Origin of the sequence: Acinetobacter sp. YH01009, from assembly GCF_013420765.1 — a bacterium.
In the GTDB taxonomy this organism is placed as follows: domain Bacteria; phylum Pseudomonadota; class Gammaproteobacteria; order Pseudomonadales; family Moraxellaceae; genus Acinetobacter; species Acinetobacter amyesii.
In genome coordinates, this window is record NZ_VOYE01000001.1 from 447,651 (window position 1) to 468,118 (window position 20,468).

Below are 20,468 nucleotides of genomic sequence, written 5' to 3' on the forward strand. Positions count from 1 at the left end.
AATCATGAGCTCACCTCACTTGCTTGATTCTCAAGCTCGAAGCGACGCTTTTTAACGTAGTCCATTAACTTGGGTTGTATTTCAGGACTACGAGCAGAGACATCAATTTCCAAAGCATCCAATGCAGTTAAGTCTGGTGCATTCTGAATCTGAACCATCAGTGAAGGTGGAGTCTTAATTTCAGCTTCTGCAGGTGCAAGCTCACGTAGGCGCTTATGAATAGCATCCAATAATGGTTTACGCTGTGCTTCTGTCCAGTTGCGTGTATAACCGGTAAGGGCGGTGGCTTCCCTTGGTGTTTTCGCATTTGTTGCACTGGTTATTAAATCTTTCAAAAGATTTTGATATTCATCATCTGTTGATTCACTAGCTAACTTTTTATCTGCTACTAACTTTTCAGCCTCAACCTGCAAACGTTTGAGTTCTTCTACACTTAAGTTGTCAGTCGTATGTTCTGGCTTAGGTGTGTATTGCTCAGGATCTAGTTCAAGCAGCTTGCCCTCAGTTAACTTACATAGGTGCTGAGTGTGTTCACGTTCTAAATGACCATTTGCCATAAACACCGGACGTAATGCCAAGACTGCTTCGTTGGTGGTGCATGCATTAATTTGCATAGTGAACTTTTCAACCAGTTTCACTGGATCTGTTTCAATTTCTTCAACTGTAGATTGCTCAGATGTCTTTTCTTCCACATCATTTGATGTTTGAATTTGGCTATTTTCAGCTTCTGTAGCCGATTCATCCTCCCAAGGCAATGATGTATCAGAGGCAGGTTTCTCTTTATTTAAAGACCCGCCACTTACTGAAATCAATGCCTGAGCATGAACTACCGCATTATCTTCATATAGATGAACTAAGCCACGAGTGAGTAATTCCAAGTCCGATTCAGAGTTTTTCCATTTGAATGATTTACTCAATTCAGCTGTTAAAAGTGAAGGGGCAAAACATGGAGTGCCTTTTGCCGGTGCTTCGGATATTGCTTCTGGAACTTGCATGGTACCAATGGCCATATATACGACAGCAATGCGGAATTCATGATCAGGGTCAAAGAAAACAGTCGCAGGGAAGTTGCGAATGTTATCAAAATCTAAATCAGATCCAGTATGACGACATTCAATGTTTTGACCTGAAGCCATGGCAGCAAATGCTTCTTGTCCGTTTAAGATAATCATGAATTTACTCCCGCTTTAGCAATTTGATCTATTTCCTGTTTTACTTCTTGAATTTTCGATACATCGATCTGCATCAGCGAATCTATACCTAGATGTTCACATACAGTTTTTGTATCTAATCCACGCTCATCGATGAAGGCCAATAGATCATCACGTTGCGCATCTGATATGCCATTAAATTCAGGTGGACTGATCCACGTTTCTTTATGCTTATCAAAGTTACAATTCAGTTCTTTGGCCTTAAGTAGCATGGCTTGGCGCATGTTTTGGTAATACATATGGCTCTTATCAAGGGACTCAGTTAACTGGTTTAGGTCACTGGCATATAGCGCTTCATCACAGCTTTGTTTCCAGTTTTCCAAGTCTTCAAGTGCTTTTGCTGAAGCCAATTGCGCAGGGGTTAATGTATTGATGTGTGCCTTAGCTGCTGAAATTAATTGTGCTAAAAACATCGGTTCTGTTTTTAAGTCAGGTACCCAAACTTCACCAGTTTCTCCACCAAGAGCACCTGAGTTTTTTGCATGATGAGTTGGAGATGGTTTGAAGTTGATGACACGAGCATTCTTACCTTCGCCAGTAGTGACAGTAGTCATGTAGCCCATCATATCTGCAATACGGTACAGCTCATTTCTATTCTTACCGCCTAAGTCAGGACGGTAGATGATCTGATCATTATTTTGGTCCTCAGAGGCGTGAGCAATAAAAACAACATCCTTACCCATGCTGATTAGGGTATTCACATATTGCTTGAATGTTTGATTGGCCAAACCTTGGGCTTTAAGTTTTAAAGCGCCATCTTTCTGCCGGTTGTTAGGATGAAGTAGTAGGTGGGTTTTAATGCATTCAAGCATCGCGCCTACTGTATCAATAACGACAGTGTTGTAAGGTGCTAAGTCTTGAGTTGTAAGACCTGCAACGTCAGCCCATTGTTGAACTGGAATTACTGCACCACGACGAAGTTCACCGGTACGATGAGCACCACGGTCGAAGTCAAAGGAAACAGCTTTATCAGCAGTAAAGCCTAAAGAGGATTTACCGAGGCCTGGATCTGCATAGATGTAAGTGATGATGGCACTGACATTTAGTGCTTGGTCTGCCGGAATAATATTAATAGTCATTACACTTCTCCCAACAAACGGTTTTTAATCATGTGCTGCACCAACATTTCATTGATGTTGCGGTGGTCGTTGTAGTCCGTGAAGTCTGGGAAAGGGTTACCGTATTCATCGGAGATCTGATCTACAGAGAGCTGGGTAATTTCAGCCGTATCAAATTCACTACCGGGTACGCCGTAGCTGTCTTCAAATGGTTCAAAGTCAAAGCTTACGTCTAGGGTAAAGTTGTCTAAACGAATAACTGCGCTACCTGAAGTTTTAGAAGTGAGTTGCATTGCTGCGACGGTAGTAACTTCAGGAATGCTTTTATGAAGCACTTGAGTATTGGCAGCATGAGGCTTATAAGCGAATGCCAATGCACCGATTGTTACTGTTGCAGCGACAAGTGTTACCTTGAGGCTATTGAAAGGGGTTAAGGTTTTGTTCATACTTATCTCGCAGTTTGCAAAGCACATCAGGAGTTAAGAGGTCTGGTGTGCTTTTTTGTTGTCTGTGAGACAAAGGTAAGTTAACTTACATTTATAGTCAAGTTAATTTGGTAATAAAAGTTACTTTTTATTTTTTTGCTTTATATTAAGCAAAAGAAAACCCACACGAGGTGGGGTGGATGGAGTTATGCTAAGCTCTCACTACTTCTAATAAAAATATGAGTATTTAAATGTTCAAATTCTACTCTTTAATCATGATTGGCTGTGCAACAGTGATGACGTGTCATGCGAATGCTGACCAATCAACTTTTGATGAAAATGTGCAAGTTAGATGGTATGAGGCTGTTAAGCATTATGATGATGTTATGAAAAGAGCAAGCATAGCCAAACAAGAATACGACAATTGCCAGAAAAAAATAAATTGTGATGCAGTTAAAGCAAGATCATCTGATGCGTATTATGCAAAAGTTATCGCTGATGCCAAAGCAAGACTAGACGCTGCAGAACGCGATCTTTATCCTAAGATAGAAAAAACTGATGCCGGAAATGCCCAACAGACGTTAACTTCTAAACCTTAGTTACATTGAATGTTATATTTCGATTTGTATGAGTTGAAAGCATTCATTAGATCTTTAGAATGGTCTGTTTCATGAGTACCCTCAAGCTTGATCATTAAAGGTTTGTATTCTTGTTCATATGCAGTAGGGAAGTCACTACAAATAATTTGCTTACGAAGCTCATTTTCTGTTGCGGGACCCACCAATTGAGCTTGATACCACATAAACTTTGAATCAAGTTCTTTATACTCCAGTAGTAATTGTTCACGCTCAGGATCTGGATGCTCAGGCTCATAGCAGCCAAAAATTCCAAAAGTGATTAAACATAAAAATGAGATGGTTTCCATAGGTTCAAATTCTTCTAAGTTGTGGCTAGTCTAGTAGGGCACGTGATAAAAGAAAACCCACCGTAGGGTGGGTTGGATCTTCGATTAGATGGGCTTTTAGGATGTTTTGTTAATTCATATCAATTAAAAATCTTGCTTCAATTTGAATTCTGCCGCTCGATTCCCTTTTTTAGCAGCTTCTATGTACCAATGCTTAGCTTTGGTGTAATCGCGAGGGACACCATCACCATTGAAGTACATATCGCCAATATTTTTAGGTGCAAAACTGTCTCCATTTTTGAAAGCTTTTTGATACCATCGCATTGCTTCTGTAGTATTCATTTTTACACCATTTCTACCAATATGATGTATAACACCTATTGCGTTCATGGCCTCTGAATCACCTTGGTTTGCCGCTTTGCTATACCAATATAGAGCTGAATTACCATCTTTAATATAACTGGCATAAATATAACCTACTTCTTTAATAGCTTTAATATTTCCACTTTTAGCCGCTTCCTTATACCATCTTAATGCATCGTAATAATTTTTACGGACGCCATTTCCATCAAAATACATTGCCCCCAATTTCATTTGGGCATCAAGATTTCCTTTTTCTGCAAGATCAATAATATATTGAGGGGATTGGATGTATTGTTGTTTTTGATAATTTTCAAAATTTTGCTTTGCTTGTTCGATATTAGTTTTAATTTCATTTACTTTATTTTTTACGGTATTTTCTGCTTCAGCTTTGCTGATTACATTGCTTTTTAATGTTACATAATCTACATCAGGTAATGATCCTATTGCTTTTTTCGTAGCTGTAGTAATTGGTTGGATGGATACATACCATGGTTGCGCTATTGGGCATTTAAAGATTCCCATGCCTTGATCAATATTATTTCTAATCAATGCGGGATTGTTTTTATCACCTCTGAAATTATTAAAATATGTTGGTAAAAGCCTATCTAATTCAGCTCCTTTATTTTTACACAAATTATTAAAAAAAGAATAAGGAATCAAAGCATTATTAAGGGTTTGCATATTTGAATATTCTTTTCCTTTACCATCTTTTCCATTAAGCTCCTTGCCTTTAATTAATTCATCAGGACTGTGAAATTGCTTTACACTTGAGGGAGTAATTGAATTGGCGGTCATGCATCCAGTTACTATAAAACTTCCTGCGAAAATTATGGCTAATTTAATGTTATTCATTGGAATTCCTATAAGTTGATAAGTTTTGCTAAATCTGGCTTAGGTTTGGGACTTCCTCTTCAGGCTAGTTATTAAGCTTTATTTCTAGCAGTTTCAATTAATTCCCTGACTGCAGTCGATTAACTGCCGCTTCAATTTCCTTTTTAGCAGCTAAGTAACTCTCAACCTAAAATTCAGAATTCGTCAGGTTGAGTTAGCTGGGTGATCTATATACTGTTTGCCAACCTTGGCTTTAGTGAGTTCTAAAATAAGCGATTCTTTTATCTTTTATTTCATATAAATCTCCACCCGATCACTTAAGGAAAATGATCAGGTAAACTTTTTTTATGAGTAATTCAATTTATTTGACGAGCTTCTAAAATTTCAGCTTCTTTATATATTCCATTCAACTCTTTAGCTCTGACTTTCAAGAAAACATGTGTATAGCCCCATTCAGCATTCTGAATAATATCAAGATTTCTTTGATCTAAAGTATCATTTTGCAAGATTGCCAAAACCTCTTGTTGGGTTTCAGTATTTCGAATTCTTATTTTTCTTTTAGCAGAGTGAGAAGAATCTACATTTACGACAAAATATGTTCCATCAATACGAACATCCACCCATTTACTAGGTGATGATTTAGTTAATTCTTTAGCGGCATCGCCAGTGAGTTGAATCTCACCATTATTAAAATCAATAGTATCAGCAGCTTGAGCACTCTTAATTAACGAGTGGCTTGCGTTTTTTGCTTCCTCTTTAATGGTGTTAACTTGTGGAGCGACTGCAGCAGCTCTTGCTAGAACTTCTTTAGTTTCATCAGCGGATTTATCAGAAAGCAGGGCTACAGTCGCAAGTCTTTCTTGTTTGGAGCTCACGTCTTTTTCAAGGGAAATTTCAGCCAACCGAATATCTTTTTGAGTAGTCAAATAATCATTATAAGATTTATATCCACCATAAAGTAGAATAGTGGATAAAACGAGTATAAAAACATGTTTACTAGTCAATTTATCCGCCAACAAAGTAATTAGTTTTTCAAAAAGATCTTGAGGATCAAAGCCAAAACCCGATGATCCGTCTATCACTTTAATTTCTAATTCTAATTCATCTTTTTCTTGTTTCGAAAGACGCAGAATTGAAGATTCATTATACTTGATTTGAGCGTATGATCGATAGATTGCATTTTGCAAATCTATAAAACCTTTCATAACAGAAGGAGTAATTGTTTGATGGAACTTATTACCAACCAAGTGCATCGAAAATTTTTCTAAATCTGCAACACGAAGATTATAATGGTCTAATTCATCATTTAATGCGAGTTGTAATAACTTCACAGCATCATCTAAGCTATTTATAATATGAGGTTCATGTACAACTTCTACTTCTTCAATCATTTTTAAATTTCACTTATTGGTAATAAAATTATTTAATTAAAAAATTAGGATTGCCCAATTTGTTTTTAAACATCCCGATACAGCCCAACAACTTTACCAACCAACTTACAACCATCCTCTAAAGCAATAGTTTTCTCTGGCCAGTCAGGGTTTAAAGGCTGCAAATACATATTTCCACTTTCAACAATCAGCTTCTTAAACGTCGCTTCACTATCGCCTTGGCAAGAAACAATAACTAAATCACCTGTTTTTAAATCCGTTATTTGAAAGTCAGGATTTACATAAATCTTATCGCCAGGCCTAAAGTCGGGGAGCATTGACTCACCAACCACTTCCAAACCATAGCCATTCTTTCCGCATTTAGGATTTGGCGGTAACCATTCTTCAAACTGTGTACCTGCGGGAACAGAATCTACAGTTGTCCATGCACCGGCTTGTACCCATGAAATTACTGGTACTAATCGACCTGCAAGTGGGAATGGCACAGAAGTGTTTGACTCCAAACCACCAAGTGTCTTACCGCTAAGCAAAAAATCAGGCGATACCACTAGTGCTTTAGATAAAGCCATCAAGCTTTCATGTTTAGGGAGGTTGTCATCTTTCTCCCAATAAATTACAGAAGTTTTAGATACGCCGATTGCGTCAGCAAGTTGTTGCTGAGTTATCTTTTTTGTTTTTCTTAATGCTTTTAGGCGTGTACCCAGAGTTTCCATAATTTAAGCCCATATTCAATGTAAGGAATCTTACCATTTGACTAGGTAAGTTTTATGCTGTTTAATAAGGTAAGAAAAGTTACCTTTGTGAGTAAAATTAATGACAAAACAAGAAGCTCTAAAGCTTTTGAATTGTAATGTCGCGGATTTGGCTTTGAAGTTAGAAATAAGTTCTCAGGCTATTAGCCAATGGCCTGAAACAAAGATTCCTTTAATGCGTGAATATCAAATTCGTGATTTAGCAAAAGGGCAAATTCCTATAAAGCGTTCTACTAAAAATAGTAATAACCCAGCCATCCAATAACCACGTTCAAAGGAAACCGATATGAACATATTGGATGCTGCTTACAACACTGTTCACGACTACCAAGGTGGAGCGAATGCATTGGCGCCACGAATGGGCATTAAAAGCCCAGCGGTACTGAACAGCAAAGTGAACCCCAATACGGAAACACACCACATCACCTTGCTTGAGGCTTCAAAACTTATGGAGCTAACAGGGGATTACCGAATTCTGCAAAGACTGAATGCTCATCACGGAAAAGTGGCCATTAACTTGCCGAATATTCCCGAATGTCGAGATACAGCGCTGACGGATTTAGTTCTGAGTTTTGGAATGGGCGGCGGGGATATCTACACGCTATTCAAAGAAATGATGGCAGACGGTCGGATCACTCGTGGTGAAGCGATTGATATGTCGAAGGTCATCCATTTTCTGCACGAAATATTGGCCGAGCTAGAAGCTCAAATAAACAAATGCGTCGAGCAATAAAAAAGCCTGATCTCGAACATCAGGCTTTCAATTCAATTTATGAGGGAAATCACAAATGAATATGAAACCAAATATACCACAAAACAATGACATGGCAAACGATGGATTCCTCAATGGCGACGTCGTGGTCTTCACAGACCCAATCAAACCAGGCCATCTAATGACCGTACATAAAGTCCAAGGTGATGGCGTGCTACTGAATGGAAATCACAACTTTGCACTGAGCCATTTAGTGCGTCCGGCAACAGTTGCAGAGGTCTTGGCTAAACGTCGATTGACTGCAGCTGAACAAGCGCTTGCGGAGGTTCCATGATCACCAACAAGGCAATCAAAAAGCAGCCTGAGCATAAACACCTGCAAGGCGTTCAAAGTTGGTATGACCCAGCGCTACGCACGCTCAATGGTTTATTGGATATCCGTAAGGCCAACTTACGCAAGATCAATCGTGATGAAGCCAATGCTGCAGTCACACGTGATGAGTTTATCGAAATGCTAACCAATGAACATCGGATCTCGGCCTGGTATGCCGGTGAAATTATCTCAAGCTTACTGCGTTCAGAAATGATTTTGATGTTTGGACGTTTTATATGGATTAATGAGGGTGAGGGGAAATGAGATATTCAGCAAAAAGAGAAGCGAAAAACGCTCAGGCTCCAGCACCGATTGAATCGATTATTCCTTTGCTTGATCCAGTAAAAATATATTCAGCAAAAGAGTTGGCGGCGATGCCATTGTCCCAAATGAACGCTGCTATTGAAGCTCAAGAATCATATTACATCTTGGAGCACACCACACAAATGGGGGGGCGAGCTATTTCTATTCGTCGACAAATGCAAAATGGCGAGAAGCTTGTTCAGGTCAAAGAAAAGTCACGTGTACGATACAAGATAAACAACGAATTTGTAGAGCCTCGAATTATTCGCCAATTGGAGAAACGTGGCCTGGTCAAATTGGAGTGTGCTAAGTGAGCCATTATTCAACATTAAAAGGGCTTGGTAGAGCGATTGCGTACTTCCCAAAGCTTGGTATTCACCTTGGTAACCCTTTGGCTGGTATTTTTCTAAGTCAGCTTATTTACTGGCACGATAAAACAGACAATGAATTAGGTGTATACAAGACATCTGAAGAGTGGTTGATGGAGACTGGCCTAACTTATAGACAGCAAGCAACCGCTCGCACACTGCTTAAAAATTTAGGTATTTTGAGTGAAACAGAGAAGCGTTTAGAGCATAAATTATACTTCAAATTAAACATTCAAGCGTTCGATTCATGGTTTGAGAACTGCATAAATTCCGATCAAATTGACATGGAAAAAGTGAGTAATTCCCGAACTGCGGATGATGCATTTCCCGAACGACGAATCCGCAATTCGGGGGAATACGAAAGCGCAATCCGCGGAGATACGGATGCGCAATTCGTTACTACAGAGAATACAACAAAGAATACTACAGATATAAACACACACAGTAACGCGCACGTTGAAAATCAAAATGTGGATTCGTGGACACCAGATCTTGAGCAGCTGGCATTCGCTTTGAAAACCACAAAATACTCTCAACGAGTTTCTGAAATTCTTGGCATGGCAGATTTTCAATTCCATCTTGGGAACTTCAACGCTCACCACGAAAATAATCACCAGATCACGAACAACCAAAAACTTCGCAAGTTTGCACAATGGATTTTTCAGGAATTTGAAAAACAATTGGCCAAAGCAGAGCGTGAAGCAACAAAAACGAAAAACCATACCACTGAAAAACAAAATTCTCGAAACGTAAATGATGCTTGGGGTGAAGTACAGCAGTATGCACCTGCAAGTGATATCGACTGTGGAGGACTGCTATGAACGCCTCAATTTTAAATGCGCAGATCCAGTTGAGTTCTGAATACTGTGAAACACACCGAACTCAAAAAATACAAATTGGTCGTACCGCAGTATGTAAGCAATGCGCTACAGAGATTTTGAACAAAGCTCATAAGGACCACGAGATTGAGGTAAATCGCATGGTTCGTGAAAAGCATTTTGAAGGAGCTAAGTTACCGGCTCGTCATGCAAACAATGGCTTTAGAGACTATGTGATTAGCAATAACGGACAGATGAATGCAAAGCAGCAATGTATGTCGTTCACTAGTGATTTCAAGAATGACATCAAACGCAATTTAATCATGGTTGGCCGTACTGGCACAGGTAAAACACATCTAGCGTGTGCCGTTGCTAGAAATGTCTTGGAGAATCGTAAGTACGCTCGTTACATCACATCTGAAGATATCGCCAACGAAATTGCGAATGCTTGGAAAAAAGCCGATGACAGTGAGGATAATGCAGTACAGCGCTTCGCTGACTATGACTTGCTGATTGTAGATGAATACGGTTTGCACGACCGTCATGAAAATAGACTTCAGTTGGTGCACAAAGTTTTATACGAACGTTATGACCAGGCCAAACCAACCATGCTGATTTCAAATATGACAATTGAGGATTTGCAAAAAGATCTAGGTGATCGTCTTTGGTCTCGTTTTCAACATGATGGCCTGGTCACAGTGGAATGCAATTGGGAAGATCAGCGAACAGGCGGTGCAGCATGAATACGTCATACGTTAAAAAATTTGAAGAGATTAAAAACGTACTTGTATACATCGCATTTTCTACTGGTGAGGTGACTGCTTTAGAGCTTGAGGAAAACGTGACTGATTGGGGCCGTTGCCAATTAAATTTACATCTTAAGAAACTTGTAGAAGCAGGGTATCTGCAGAGTAATGGCAAGCAAGTAGAACGTGCTTATACCGCTACTGAAAAAACAAAGCAGTTATTTGGAGTGAAGTAGTGACCAGCTACTCAATTGCTGAATATAAACAAATGATCGGTGGTGCCAAACCTAAACGAGGTAGCAAAAGACCTAAGGTTAAAAGTCAAAAGGTACCGAATGAGTTTGAATTGAAACTGGCACTGGAACTCAAGGCATTAAAGATAGATTTCGAGCAAGAGTTTAAGTTTCACCCGAGCCGTAAATGGAGAGCTGATTTCCATCTAAAGGAAAGAATGATTTTGATTGAGGTTGAAGGTGGTATTTGGAGCAGCGGGAGGCATACAAGAGGCAAAGGGTATCTGGGTGATATGGAGAAATATAACGCAGCAACAATGCTGGGTTATCAAGTCATACGGTTTAGTACAGAGCAAGTGAAGTCAGGTTTAGCAATTCAGCAGATTGAGAAGATGGTAGGGGATTTAGGATGAATGCAGCGGCAAAGCTAGAAGTAATGGATTGGTCTAAATTCACAGCTGAGGAATGGTTTAAGCAGTACGGGGCATACATTCAAACCTGTCGCATGAAATCAGGGAATGCGCCAGATACGTTAGGAGTAAACCAAATCTATTGGCTCATTTGTGAAAATAATAAAGGCGTGGCACCACGTAAAAATCAATTAACTTGTCAAATAACCGACTATGAAGCGGATGAAGTGCACAAGCTGATTATTGATCTAAAGTTTTCAAAACGCATATGTGATTCAGCCAAAGTGGCGGTCAATCTTTTTATTGAGAAGAATATTCGCGGGATGTCACTTCGACAAATGGAAAATGAGTTCAAGCTCGGGAAGACCTCAATCGATAATATGATTTTTGCAGGAAAGTATTTCTTGAATGGCCATGACAAAAGATTAAGAATCAATTGACTGTCCGGACAGCATATGGCATATTTCTGCTATAGTGGACGAAGTTATAGTAATTCACTGAACCTATTTAGTTAAATATGCAAGCTAACAGCCTAGTCTGATGATTAGGCTTTTTAATGAAATTTAACAGTTGATATACCCGACCTTCCTAGGCGGGTATTTTTTTGTCAAAAATTTAAAGTTACGCTTAATGATGTTTAAATATATATTTTAAATATATTGAAAAAGTTGATATAAAATAAATATTTATTTTTAATACTTGTGTGATATATAGTTGACTGTTTTACTATAGTTTTAGTTTAAGATGCCAGATAAGAATTCGTATTTAATGATTGAGCAAATCTATAATTTCGTATGCATGAAGCCCAGCATTAAATCTAAGAGTAAATACATGCAGATGTATATCTTCTTTGAAGAACTTCATGAATCGACAAAAGACAGATTCATTGCCAATAAACCCTTTACTTATTTTGGTGTATTCAATGGGGTTGAAAAAAAAGATATATGCTGACGCTGCACCGGAATTTTTTGATAAAGAAAAGTTTGTAAATTGGGTTGTAAAATCAATTAATTAAATTTATATGGTTATAAATATTGTCATTTTTCGCCAGTGTAAAGTTATGTAATAGTTTGGAAAATAACCAATAGAAACCGCTGTTGTTTCTGTCACCCTAACGGGTAATCCTTCGAGCCTACTTCCCTGAAAGTAGGCTTTTTTTTGAATAGGGGAAAACAATGTTCCAAGTTCTAATGTGTTTATTTGGATTGCATGGCGTGACGGAGATTGACCACACCATTGATGGTGATGAGATAAAAGTTTGTCGAAGTTGTTTGAAGGAAGTTAGATAATTTGCCGAACGTATTACGGCACATAAGGCCCTGCTCAATTCTGGAGATTTGAGTGGGGTTTTTCTTTTCTTATTTGAGGTATTCGGAAATACCGGAAGGCTGGGATTTATGCAACAGGCTGTAGTGGTTTTTGCGGTTATAGTTTTTCAGACATTCTGTATTGCTACTGCTGTCTCTAATGAAAGTATGAACTCAGCAAAGGTTTTTTTGATCGGGTTTTGCATTGCAGATATTTTTTCATTTGCGATTTATATGGCGTTTACATTTAAGGATGACTAGCCATGACAGACAAAGTACAAGCAAAACAAGACTTAGAATTTTGCATGAAGTGGTGCAATGTTTATCACCTAGATATTGGATAGCTAGCAGAAGGAGAATATATAAATTACAAATATAAATAAAATTGGAATAAAGTTAGGTAAATATTAATATATCTGATATAGTTTGTTTGATCGAATCCGTAAGCTGAACGGTAGTGTTTGAGTTGTTAACGGAATTGCGTATTCCCTCCATTCTGATGTTCAAGCATCAAATTCAAACAGTTAACGCATAGCATGAATTCGCATCATGCCGATCAAGGGAAGCCTGCAGCTATCCGTGGGTTTTCCTTAAATTTTATTTTTAAGATACTAATTTAATTTTTATATCTTTTTTAAATTTCACAGCTACTGTAAATATCATAAGTTTAAATATCTTCTTAAGTGAATTATCTCCAACCTTACAATTGGTTTTACCTTTAAATACTTTCTTGTTTGCAAAAGCTCATCACATGAGTGATTAAATGAACATTTCAAATGGGTGGACAACCGCCGCAGCAATCAATGGCGATGTTATACGTGTAAACATTATTCCATTAAACAAAATTCAAAGCACAATGAATGGCCATACTTGGGTTGAAGTTGCAAAGCAAGTTGAACTTGAGTCAGGCAAAAAAATTGAACTGAATTTAGATGGTAAGTCTTTTTATACTGAATTGAATAAGCTTTATAAACTGTACTCTTAATTCGTCAACATTATTCAATACGTCACATAGAGTAAGATTTTTAATTTATTTTTTGTTTTTTATATTTTTAAACTAAGGGTATTTCGAATTTTTCTCTATCACAAAAAATCTATAAGGAAAAATATATGTCTAATTTAACTACTGGCACTGTGAAGTGGTTCAATGATGCAAAAGGTTTTGGTTTTATTGCCGCAGATAATGGTAATGAAGTTTTTGCACATTTTTCTCAAATTATGTCAAATGGTTTTAAAAGCTTAGCTGAAGGGCAACGGGTTCAGTTTTCACAATCTAAAGGACAACGCGGATTTCAGGCAAGTGAAATTGTAGCGATTGATAATTAATTATGAATACGCCATTAAATAAAGTAATGCTGGACGTAGTTGATCAACATGGTGCTGTCTATACACTAGAAGCTATGTGCGAAAAATCATCTGATGAGCCAAATAGTTTTGGTGATTGCGTCCGTTATCTAAATATAGAAGATGAAATAATTAAGCCTAGCTTTGATATGCATTTCTACAGTGATAAAACTGGAAAAATATTTAAGTTATTTTAATTTTACATGCAATTAAATTAACCTCCTCCGGGAGGTTTTTTATTGGGTGAAATATGGAACTTGATACCTATAAAAACCTAACTAAAAAGATTCCGCCTAAAAAGAAACTACGCTCCAGGCCACTACCTAAAGCCAGTGAAAAATACTTAGAAGCATTCGAAAGGTTAAAAGAAATATTAGACCGTATGGAAATGAAGTATGAAGAATACTTTCATTTCAAAAGTACTAAACACTGGCGTTTTGACTTACATCTCATTGAACATCGCATGCTAATTGAAATAGCAACTGGTCCATGGTCTGGCGGTCGTAAGGGCAAACTTGCAACAAAAGCTTGGAGTATTGATCGTTATGACCATGCAGAAGAAATGGGATATCGATTTCACAGATTTGAACTTGCAGATATCAATATGGGGCGTGCAACGGCCTGGCTAAGACATTTAAAGGCATCACATGGAACAGATCAGACCATTCCCACCGACTGAACTTATGGATCAGGCTGAGGAAGAAGACGCTATACGTCTTGCACCAGCACAAGAATTATTGGCCTGGGTGAAAGACAATTATCTATCTATGGGTGGCCAACTTCACAATCCAGATCATGACCATATTGCTGAGCTGCTTCACGACAATGAAGAGTTCTTGGCATTTGCATGGGCTTCATCTGCGGCTATGGCTAAAAAGCGTATGGTACTCGGTCAATGTGAAAAAGTGATGTTTAACCAAGGTGGATGGAAGAAAGCGCGTCAAGAACAACAAATGCGAGACTGGTTTGGCTTTGTACCTCAGTACTTAATCACGATTGATGCAGCATTTTGTGAGCAAACCTCTGATCGTGAATTTTGCCGTTTGATTGAACATGAGCTTTATCACATCGGTGTAGAGCGCGATGAAGATGGCGAGATCATTTATAGCGATGTGACTGGATTACCTAAGCATTATTTGGCTGGCCATGATGTTGAAGTTTTCTTTGGTGAAATACGTCAGCACGGAATCGATAGCTCAGTACAACGACTATTGGATATTGCTAAAAATGCTCCATTTGTATCGGAGACAAACATTGCAGCGTGTTGTGGGAACTGTGTGATTGGTTAATTTTTTTGGCTTTCTTGCATGACGTAGCATGACAAAGGGGTAATTATGGCGGCACTTAAAGAGCCTGTAAAAATCTTTATAGTTCAGTCTCTTGCCTGCTTTGAAACACCTCAACAGGTAGCAGATGCTGTCATGCAAAGATTTAACATCGAAATTGATCGTCGGCAGTGTGAAAATTACGACCCGACCAAGTATGCAGGCCGTAATCTTAGCAAGAAACTAAAGGATCTTTTTGAAAAGACACGTGAGGATTTTCGGAAGAATATTTTTGATATCCCGATTGCTAACCAGGCATTTCGACTGAAAGAAATTCAGAAAATGTATGAGGATGCCGGGAAGAATAAAGTATCCAAACAGAATCTATTGAAATTGGCTTATCAAGAGACAGATGCACGCACAACAAAACAAGAAATTACCGGTGCTGGTGGTGAGGCTATTCAAACCGAAAGCACAACCTATGTAACTGCCTCTAAAGAATTGTTAAGGCAGGTGATGGATGAACTCGAAAGTAAATACTAGTTTGCTGGAAATGCAGATCGAGCAGGAACGGTGCGAGAAAGAACATTTATTCTTTACGCGCCGTTTTTTTCTGCCTCGTATGGGCTTCAAGTTCTCGGTCAATTGGCACCATGAATATATTGCATGGGCAATTGATGAAGTCATTGCTGGTCGCATTGAAAACTTAGTCATTAACGTTCCACCAGGTTCAGGTAAGACTGAATTACTGACCAATCTGATCGCACGTGGTATCGCACGAAACCAACGTTCACGATTCTTATATTTGTCATTCTCGCAGTCACTTGTAGAGGATGTGTCATCCACGGCGCGAAACATCGTGAAATCGGTCGATTTTCAAGGTTTATGGCCTGTGAAGATCTCGACCAGTACCGATGCTAAGGCAAGTTGGAAAACGACTGTAGATGGCTATGAAGCGGGGCATGTTTATTCCGCTTCGATGGGTGGTCAGGTCACAGGTCGCCGTGCAGGTACTTTGGCAGATGCTGGATTTACCGGTGCGATTATCCTGGACGATCCGCTCAAGCCTGAAGATGCATTCAGTAAGACGGCACGTAACAAGGCAAACCGTAAGATTTTGAACACGGTCAACTCACGTAAAGCCAAATCATCCACACCGATTATTCTGATCATGCAGCGTTTACATGTTGAAGATCCGACTAACTTTGTGATGACTGGCAACGTGCCAGGGAAATGGCATCAGATCTCGATACCGGCACTGATTGATGATGACTATATCAACTCATTGCCTGAGCATATTCGTAAGAAAGTGACACGTGATGTCGAACGTGATGAGAAAGGACGTCAAAGCTATTGGCCGCTGAAAGAGTCGTTACAGTCATTACTGCAGTTAGAGAAAGGCGGTGAGGACAAAGACGGCGCTACGGTATCTCGTTATACGTTCAGTAGTCAGTATCAGCAGGAGCCTAAAAAGCTCGGAGGTGATCTTGTTAAGGCTGAATGGTTTGGTCGCTATCTCGAATTGCCTCCACTCAAGTGGCGTGCGATCTGGGCAGATACGGCGCAAAAGACTAAAGAGCATAACGATTATTCAGTGTTCTTATGTGCTGGTCTTGGTCATGACAATCGCCTGTACATCATCGACGTGCGCCGTGGTAAATGGGAAGCACCTGAGCTGATTAAGGAAGCTAAGGCTTTCATCAATAAGCACAAGGAAAGCAATACCAAGATCGGAAAGCTTCGATACATGGCCATCGAGGACAAGGCATCAGGCACGATGCTGATCCAAAACATTTCGCGTGATACCACATTACCGATTAAGGCAATCCAGCGTGATACAGACAAGCTGACACGTACTATGGACGTGGTGTTCTACGTTGAAGATGGTCGTGTCATGTTGCCTGTGAGTGCGCCGTGGCTATTGAACTATGTGGAAGAGATCGAAGGGCTTACTGCCAGCATGTCACATGAGCATGATGACCAGTGGGACCCTACCATCGATGCGATTAATGATTCACTTGCGAAAAAGCCGACTGTATTTGATTAGAGGTATTTATGGCTAAAGATAAAAAGTCTGATACAGGCGGTAAAATTAAGACGCTTGTAGCAGATGCAGTAAAACAGGCAATCAACGCCATTGGCGATGCTGGTGCATATACAAACTTGGTATCGAATATTGGTACCGAGCGTGACAAAGCTACAGGTGGTAAGTTCGTCCGTAAAGACATTGATGATGATCAGCTTGAAGCGGTGTATCAGAATTGGCTTGCACGCCGTATTGTGAATCGTCCTGCTTCGGACATGCTTCGTGCAGGTTGGTTCTATGAAGGCATTCAAGGTGATGATCTAAAACGGCTTGAGGAAGCGTGTAAGGCGTTTCACTTAGAGCATGTGCTTTTATCAGGCCTAATCCTTTCTCGTCTCTACGGCGTTGTGTACATTCTGCTTGGAACGGCTGACGGTGCTGCCTTAGATCAGCCTTTAGATATTTCTAAGCTTGGCCAAGGTCGATTAGAGTTCTTTACGGTCGTGAAAAAGAAATACATCACACCTGATAAGAACTCGTATTTACCGCCGTCGGCATGTTGTGGATTACTCAAACAGCCTGAATTCTACGATATGAAAATGGGGAATGAGGCTAAAAAGCGCATTCACTATTCTCGCTTAATTCGTATTGCGCATGCTGATGTGGTGAATGAAGAACCTCAAAGTATCTTGCAGGAAGTCTATGAGGATCTACTTGATCATGCCAGTGTTAAGCGTGGATCCGCCAGCCTGATTCATGAATCGAAGATTGATGTCATTCAAACACCTAACCTGGTCGACAAGATCAAAGAGGATATGAAAGGCGTCATGGAACGTTTTATGTCCGTGGGCTTTATGAAAAGCATTAACGGCATGATCGTGTTGGATGCTGAGGAAGAGTACAGCTCTAAGACGTATAACTTCGCTGGCTTGCCTGACATGATGCGTGAATTCTCGGTACAGACGGCTGGCGCGGCAGATATTCCCTATACGATTCTGTTTGGCCAATCACCTGCAGGAATGAATGCCACTGGTGAGCATGACACTCGTAATTATTACGACTCGATTGCAACGAAACAGGAATGGGACCTTAAGCCAATCTTGATGAAGTTCCTCACTGTGATCTGTCAGTCTACCTTTGGGCGTCAAATTCCTGAACTTAATGTGGTGTTTAATCCACTCTGGCAATTGGATGCGAAAGTCCGTGCGGAAGTGGAAAAAGCCAATGCTGAGCGTGATGAAAAGTATCTTAACATGGGCATCATCACTGAACCGCAGATCGCACGTCAGCTTAATATTGACGGCGTTTACTCTGTGATTAGTGAAGATCACATCAAATTGCTGGAAACTATGGTGACAGCCAATGACGACGATCATACAGATCCTTAAACCTCAGCTTCAGCAGATCAAGAAACGCAAGAAAGGTCGCAAGGCTAAGCCTAAGGCAGTCAAGGTCAATCGCCGTGTTGAGTTGTTCTATACACGCCAGCTTTTGGAAATCTCTAAATTTTGCCAAGAACAAACCAAGGATTTTGTTTTACCTACGGTAGGGCAAAATATTGGTGATAGCTGGGTGACGGATCTATTCACGGCGTTACGTGAAAAGATGGTCAAATACACTATGGACGTGTCGGTATCTTTGGCCACCAAGGTGGTCATGGATACCAGCAAGGAAGTGGATAAGCAAATTGCCAGTCATACCAAAACGATTCTTGGTGTGGATTTGACGCCATTTTTCCGTGGCGCTGATATTCAGGATGAAATTGATACTCAGATTGCTGCAAACGTTTCGCTGATTAAGTCTATTCCAAGTCAGTACACTGATAAGCTTGAAGCCTTAGTGATGAATGCCTTGCAAACAGGGCAGACTAACGAGGAACTGGCTCAGGAAATTAAAAAGCTTGGTCATAGTACGGACTTTCGTGCAAGAAACATTGCACGGGATCAAATGGGCAAGATCAACGGCGCCATCAATAAGAAGCGTCAGGAATCCATGGGTGTGGAAACATACGATTGGCAAGATTCTAACGATGATCGTGTGCGTCCGTTATGTGCCAGCCATCATGGCAAAACCTTTCGATGGGATACACCGCCTAAGGGTGGTCATCCTGGGCAAAAGATTGGATGCCGATGCACAGCGTTGCCGAATTATGAGGATATCTTATTAAATTAAATGTATTCTATTTCTTGTCTTTAAGCATTTGAAGTTAAAAATATTAATGAGCCTGAATGAAATTACATTTGATTTAATAGAGGCAATCCACCTCTACAATTCTGGTAAAAAAAAGTATTCAAAATTCACCGGTTTTGCAACAGGTGAAAATGGTAGAGAATGTATTTTTACAGAAGATATTGAAAATTTATTGAGTAAGTTTTCAAAAATTACATATGATAATTTGCGAACTGATTTAGAAATTGAGTATGAACAATATCGTAAATTAGTTCGCAAAGCTTTAGTTGAGTTATTTACCCAAGATAAATTGGATAGAAAAATTGAATTAATTAATCAAACTAAAAAAATTATAAAAAAAGAAGTAGAGATTCTTTTAAAAGCCTTAGATAGAAAGCATGTCAATTATATTGCGGCTAATACACTTCAGTTAGAAAGTATTGAAGAAATTAAAATTGGATGTATGGTAATAAACACAGTAGATCAATGGATTGATAAAGTTGATTTTAACGATTATGCCAAAAGAACTTATTTAAACAAGCCAAAAGAAAATTCTGAATGGAAATCACTTTTAAGAAAAAAAATTAGTGATAAAAACTCTGAAATTTCTGGTTTGGCAGAAGAAATATATAATGTTGTAACTGATGCAAACTCTGTAATAAAAGTTACAGTTGAAGGTATTGAACAAGAATTATCAAAAAAAATAAGTAAGATTTCGGCGAAAGCGGCCTTAGATATGATTTCACTAGTTATAGGTGGTGAGAGGGCTTTCTTTCAACAGACTATACATAGCGAACGACTAGGACCGATTATGACTTATGATCTTCTTGAGTTTAATGGCTATTTGGGAGGCCCTGGTTCAACTATAGAGAAGCAACGTCATCCTGTTTTTTATACTAAAGAAGATGAAATAAAATTCAGAAAAGAGCTAGACGAGTATCTAGCTTATTTCGAATATATAGTGAACGGTTTTACAGGAAAACAAGAGTGTAGGCACCCTAAATTGGCAACTAAATGGATATATGCATTGATTTGGTTTGCTGAAGGAGTACGTGAGTCAAATGACTTGATTGCAGTTGCTAAATTAGCGAGTTGTTTTGATACATTAAGTCATGGTAGTAAAAACAGCGGAATTAAAAAATTATTATGTAATATTCTAGAAATGGAAGATAACGAAATTTTATTTGGTGGGGCTATCAACTCAATGACCATCCATGAATTTGTTAGCAGATTTTATGATGATGGCCGGTCAAGAATCCTACACGGAACTATAGAAAATTTGCTTGAATCATTCCTGATTGATAAAAAGCGCTTAATAAATTGCGGGAGGATTATTTTATTAGAATGCGCAATTCGCTTGAGCCGTTACGAGGGGGAAGACAATGAGTACGGTTTTCAGACTATGAAATAATTTAAAAAATCATTTTGACCCACCAGATGGTGGGTTTTTTTATGGGCTC

At 39.1% G+C, this 20,468-nt stretch carries 29 protein-coding genes; 22 read left to right on the forward strand and 7 right to left on the reverse strand.

Features of this window, described 5'->3' with window-relative positions:
- Positions 1-2: 2 nt before the first annotated feature.
- From FTT76_RS02255 to FTT76_RS02265, 3 genes are read right to left on the reverse strand one after another with little or no spacing between them, the layout of a single operon-like run.
- Positions 3-1,172 (reverse strand): hypothetical protein, encoded by a 1,170-nt coding sequence (locus tag FTT76_RS02255; RefSeq protein WP_180189964.1) that lies wholly within the window; start codon positions 1,170-1,172, stop codon positions 3-5.
- On the reverse strand, positions 1,169-2,290 hold the full coding sequence (locus FTT76_RS02260) for an ATP-binding protein (RefSeq protein WP_180189965.1): 1,122 nt from the start codon (positions 2,288-2,290) through the stop codon (positions 1,169-1,171). The genes FTT76_RS02255 and FTT76_RS02260 overlap by 4 nt, the downstream gene beginning before the upstream one ends.
- The gene (locus FTT76_RS02265) at positions 2,290-2,715 is read right to left on the reverse strand and encodes a hypothetical protein (protein WP_257235007.1); all 426 of its coding nucleotides are present in this window, start codon (positions 2,713-2,715) and stop codon (positions 2,290-2,292) included. Before FTT76_RS02265 ends, FTT76_RS02260 begins: the two co-directional genes overlap by 1 nt.
- A 230-nt stretch (positions 2,716-2,945) precedes the next feature.
- Between FTT76_RS02265 and FTT76_RS02270 the strand changes: the two genes are divergently transcribed.
- Complete coding sequence (locus FTT76_RS02270) at positions 2,946-3,293, forward strand: hypothetical protein (protein ID WP_180073661.1); 348 nt, start codon at positions 2,946-2,948, stop codon at positions 3,291-3,293.
- Here the strand turns inward: FTT76_RS02270 and FTT76_RS02275 are convergent.
- From FTT76_RS02275 to FTT76_RS02290, 4 genes are all read right to left on the reverse strand, one after another.
- The gene (locus tag FTT76_RS02275) at positions 3,290-3,619 is read right to left on the reverse strand and encodes a hypothetical protein (RefSeq protein WP_180073662.1); all 330 of its coding nucleotides are present in this window, start codon (positions 3,617-3,619) and stop codon (positions 3,290-3,292) included. The two genes, FTT76_RS02270 and FTT76_RS02275, sit on opposite strands and share 4 nt — an antisense overlap.
- A gap of 123 nt (positions 3,620-3,742) precedes the next feature.
- Complete coding sequence (locus tag FTT76_RS02280) at positions 3,743-4,813, reverse strand: tetratricopeptide repeat protein (protein WP_180189967.1); 1,071 nt, start codon at positions 4,811-4,813, stop codon at positions 3,743-3,745.
- A 335-nt stretch (positions 4,814-5,148) separates the two neighbouring features.
- Positions 5,149-6,183, reverse strand: coding sequence for a hypothetical protein (locus FTT76_RS02285; RefSeq protein WP_180189968.1), 1,035 nt, complete (start codon positions 6,181-6,183; stop codon positions 5,149-5,151).
- Between the two features lie 65 nt (positions 6,184-6,248).
- Positions 6,249-6,896, reverse strand: a complete 648-nt coding sequence (locus tag FTT76_RS02290; protein ID WP_180189969.1) for a LexA family transcriptional regulator — start codon at positions 6,894-6,896, stop codon at positions 6,249-6,251.
- Between the two features lie 100 nt (positions 6,897-6,996).
- Between FTT76_RS02290 and FTT76_RS02295 the strand changes: the two genes are divergently transcribed.
- The 21 genes from FTT76_RS02295 (at position 6,997) to FTT76_RS02395 (ending at position 20,419) form a co-directional block, all read left to right on the forward strand.
- The gene (locus FTT76_RS02295) at positions 6,997-7,200 is read left to right on the forward strand and encodes a Cro/CI family transcriptional regulator (RefSeq protein WP_180189970.1); all 204 of its coding nucleotides are present in this window, start codon (positions 6,997-6,999) and stop codon (positions 7,198-7,200) included.
- A gap of 21 nt (positions 7,201-7,221) precedes the next feature.
- A complete protein-coding gene (locus tag FTT76_RS02300) occupies positions 7,222-7,668 on the forward strand; it encodes a phage regulatory CII family protein (RefSeq protein ID WP_180189971.1) in 447 nt (148 codons plus the stop codon).
- A 55-nt stretch (positions 7,669-7,723) separates the two neighbouring features.
- Positions 7,724-7,981, forward strand: a complete 258-nt coding sequence (locus tag FTT76_RS02305; RefSeq protein ID WP_257235008.1) for a hypothetical protein — start codon at positions 7,724-7,726, stop codon at positions 7,979-7,981.
- Complete coding sequence (locus tag FTT76_RS02310) at positions 7,978-8,283, forward strand: hypothetical protein (RefSeq protein ID WP_180189972.1); 306 nt, start codon at positions 7,978-7,980, stop codon at positions 8,281-8,283. The genes FTT76_RS02305 and FTT76_RS02310 overlap by 4 nt, the downstream gene beginning before the upstream one ends.
- Complete coding sequence (locus FTT76_RS02315; protein WP_180189973.1) at positions 8,280-8,636, forward strand: hypothetical protein; 357 nt, start codon at positions 8,280-8,282, stop codon at positions 8,634-8,636. The genes FTT76_RS02310 and FTT76_RS02315 overlap by 4 nt, the downstream gene beginning before the upstream one ends.
- Positions 8,633-9,511: a hypothetical protein gene (locus FTT76_RS02320; RefSeq protein ID WP_180189974.1), complete on the forward strand. Its 879-nt coding sequence runs from the start codon at positions 8,633-8,635 to the stop codon at positions 9,509-9,511. The genes FTT76_RS02315 and FTT76_RS02320 overlap by 4 nt, the downstream gene beginning before the upstream one ends.
- Positions 9,508-10,251 carry an ATP-binding protein gene (locus FTT76_RS02325; protein WP_180189975.1) on the forward strand — a complete coding sequence of 248 codons (744 nt, stop codon included), beginning with the start codon at positions 9,508-9,510 and terminating at the stop codon, positions 10,249-10,251. Before FTT76_RS02320 ends, FTT76_RS02325 begins: the two co-directional genes overlap by 4 nt.
- Positions 10,248-10,490, forward strand: coding sequence for a hypothetical protein (locus FTT76_RS02330; RefSeq protein ID WP_180189976.1), 243 nt, complete (start codon positions 10,248-10,250; stop codon positions 10,488-10,490). The genes FTT76_RS02325 and FTT76_RS02330 overlap by 4 nt, the downstream gene beginning before the upstream one ends.
- The gene (locus FTT76_RS02335; protein WP_180189977.1) at positions 10,490-10,900 is read left to right on the forward strand and encodes a hypothetical protein; all 411 of its coding nucleotides are present in this window, start codon (positions 10,490-10,492) and stop codon (positions 10,898-10,900) included. Before FTT76_RS02330 ends, FTT76_RS02335 begins: the two co-directional genes overlap by 1 nt.
- Positions 10,897-11,337 carry a hypothetical protein gene (locus tag FTT76_RS02340; protein ID WP_180189978.1) on the forward strand — a complete coding sequence of 147 codons (441 nt, stop codon included), beginning with the start codon at positions 10,897-10,899 and terminating at the stop codon, positions 11,335-11,337. Before FTT76_RS02335 ends, FTT76_RS02340 begins: the two co-directional genes overlap by 4 nt.
- Before the next feature lie 422 nt (positions 11,338-11,759).
- Entirely contained in the window at positions 11,760-11,912 is a 153-nt protein-coding gene (locus tag FTT76_RS02345) for a hypothetical protein (RefSeq protein ID WP_180189979.1), read from the forward strand.
- Positions 11,913-12,967: 1,055 nt separating this feature from the next.
- Positions 12,968-13,189, forward strand: coding sequence for a transposase (locus tag FTT76_RS02350; protein ID WP_180063595.1), 222 nt, complete (start codon positions 12,968-12,970; stop codon positions 13,187-13,189).
- Between the two features lie 125 nt (positions 13,190-13,314).
- Positions 13,315-13,530 carry a cold-shock protein gene (locus FTT76_RS02355; RefSeq protein ID WP_180063596.1) on the forward strand — a complete coding sequence of 72 codons (216 nt, stop codon included), beginning with the start codon at positions 13,315-13,317 and terminating at the stop codon, positions 13,528-13,530.
- A 2-nt stretch (positions 13,531-13,532) separates the two neighbouring features.
- Complete coding sequence (locus FTT76_RS02360; protein ID WP_180109382.1) at positions 13,533-13,745, forward strand: hypothetical protein; 213 nt, start codon at positions 13,533-13,535, stop codon at positions 13,743-13,745.
- 53 nt (positions 13,746-13,798) lie between these two features.
- The gene (locus FTT76_RS02365) at positions 13,799-14,227 is read left to right on the forward strand and encodes a hypothetical protein (protein ID WP_180189980.1); all 429 of its coding nucleotides are present in this window, start codon (positions 13,799-13,801) and stop codon (positions 14,225-14,227) included.
- Complete coding sequence (locus FTT76_RS02370) at positions 14,196-14,837, forward strand: putative metallopeptidase (RefSeq protein WP_180189981.1); 642 nt, start codon at positions 14,196-14,198, stop codon at positions 14,835-14,837. The genes FTT76_RS02365 and FTT76_RS02370 overlap by 32 nt, the downstream gene beginning before the upstream one ends.
- A 45-nt stretch (positions 14,838-14,882) precedes the next feature.
- Positions 14,883-15,356: a DUF2280 domain-containing protein gene (locus FTT76_RS02375; protein WP_180189982.1), complete on the forward strand. Its 474-nt coding sequence runs from the start codon at positions 14,883-14,885 to the stop codon at positions 15,354-15,356.
- The gene (gene terL, locus FTT76_RS02380) at positions 15,334-16,860 is read left to right on the forward strand and encodes a phage terminase large subunit (RefSeq protein ID WP_180189983.1); all 1,527 of its coding nucleotides are present in this window, start codon (positions 15,334-15,336) and stop codon (positions 16,858-16,860) included. The genes FTT76_RS02375 and terL overlap by 23 nt, the downstream gene beginning before the upstream one ends.
- A gap of 8 nt (positions 16,861-16,868) precedes the next feature.
- Positions 16,869-18,227 carry a DUF1073 domain-containing protein gene (locus FTT76_RS02385; RefSeq protein ID WP_257235009.1) on the forward strand — a complete coding sequence of 453 codons (1,359 nt, stop codon included), beginning with the start codon at positions 16,869-16,871 and terminating at the stop codon, positions 18,225-18,227.
- On the forward strand, positions 18,202-19,011 hold the full coding sequence (locus FTT76_RS02390) for a phage minor head protein (RefSeq protein ID WP_180189984.1): 810 nt from the start codon (positions 18,202-18,204) through the stop codon (positions 19,009-19,011). Before FTT76_RS02385 ends, FTT76_RS02390 begins: the two co-directional genes overlap by 26 nt.
- 46 nt (positions 19,012-19,057) lie before the next feature.
- Positions 19,058-20,419, forward strand: a complete 1,362-nt coding sequence (locus FTT76_RS02395; protein ID WP_180189985.1) for a hypothetical protein — start codon at positions 19,058-19,060, stop codon at positions 20,417-20,419.
- The last annotated feature ends 49 nt before the right edge of the window (positions 20,420-20,468 follow it).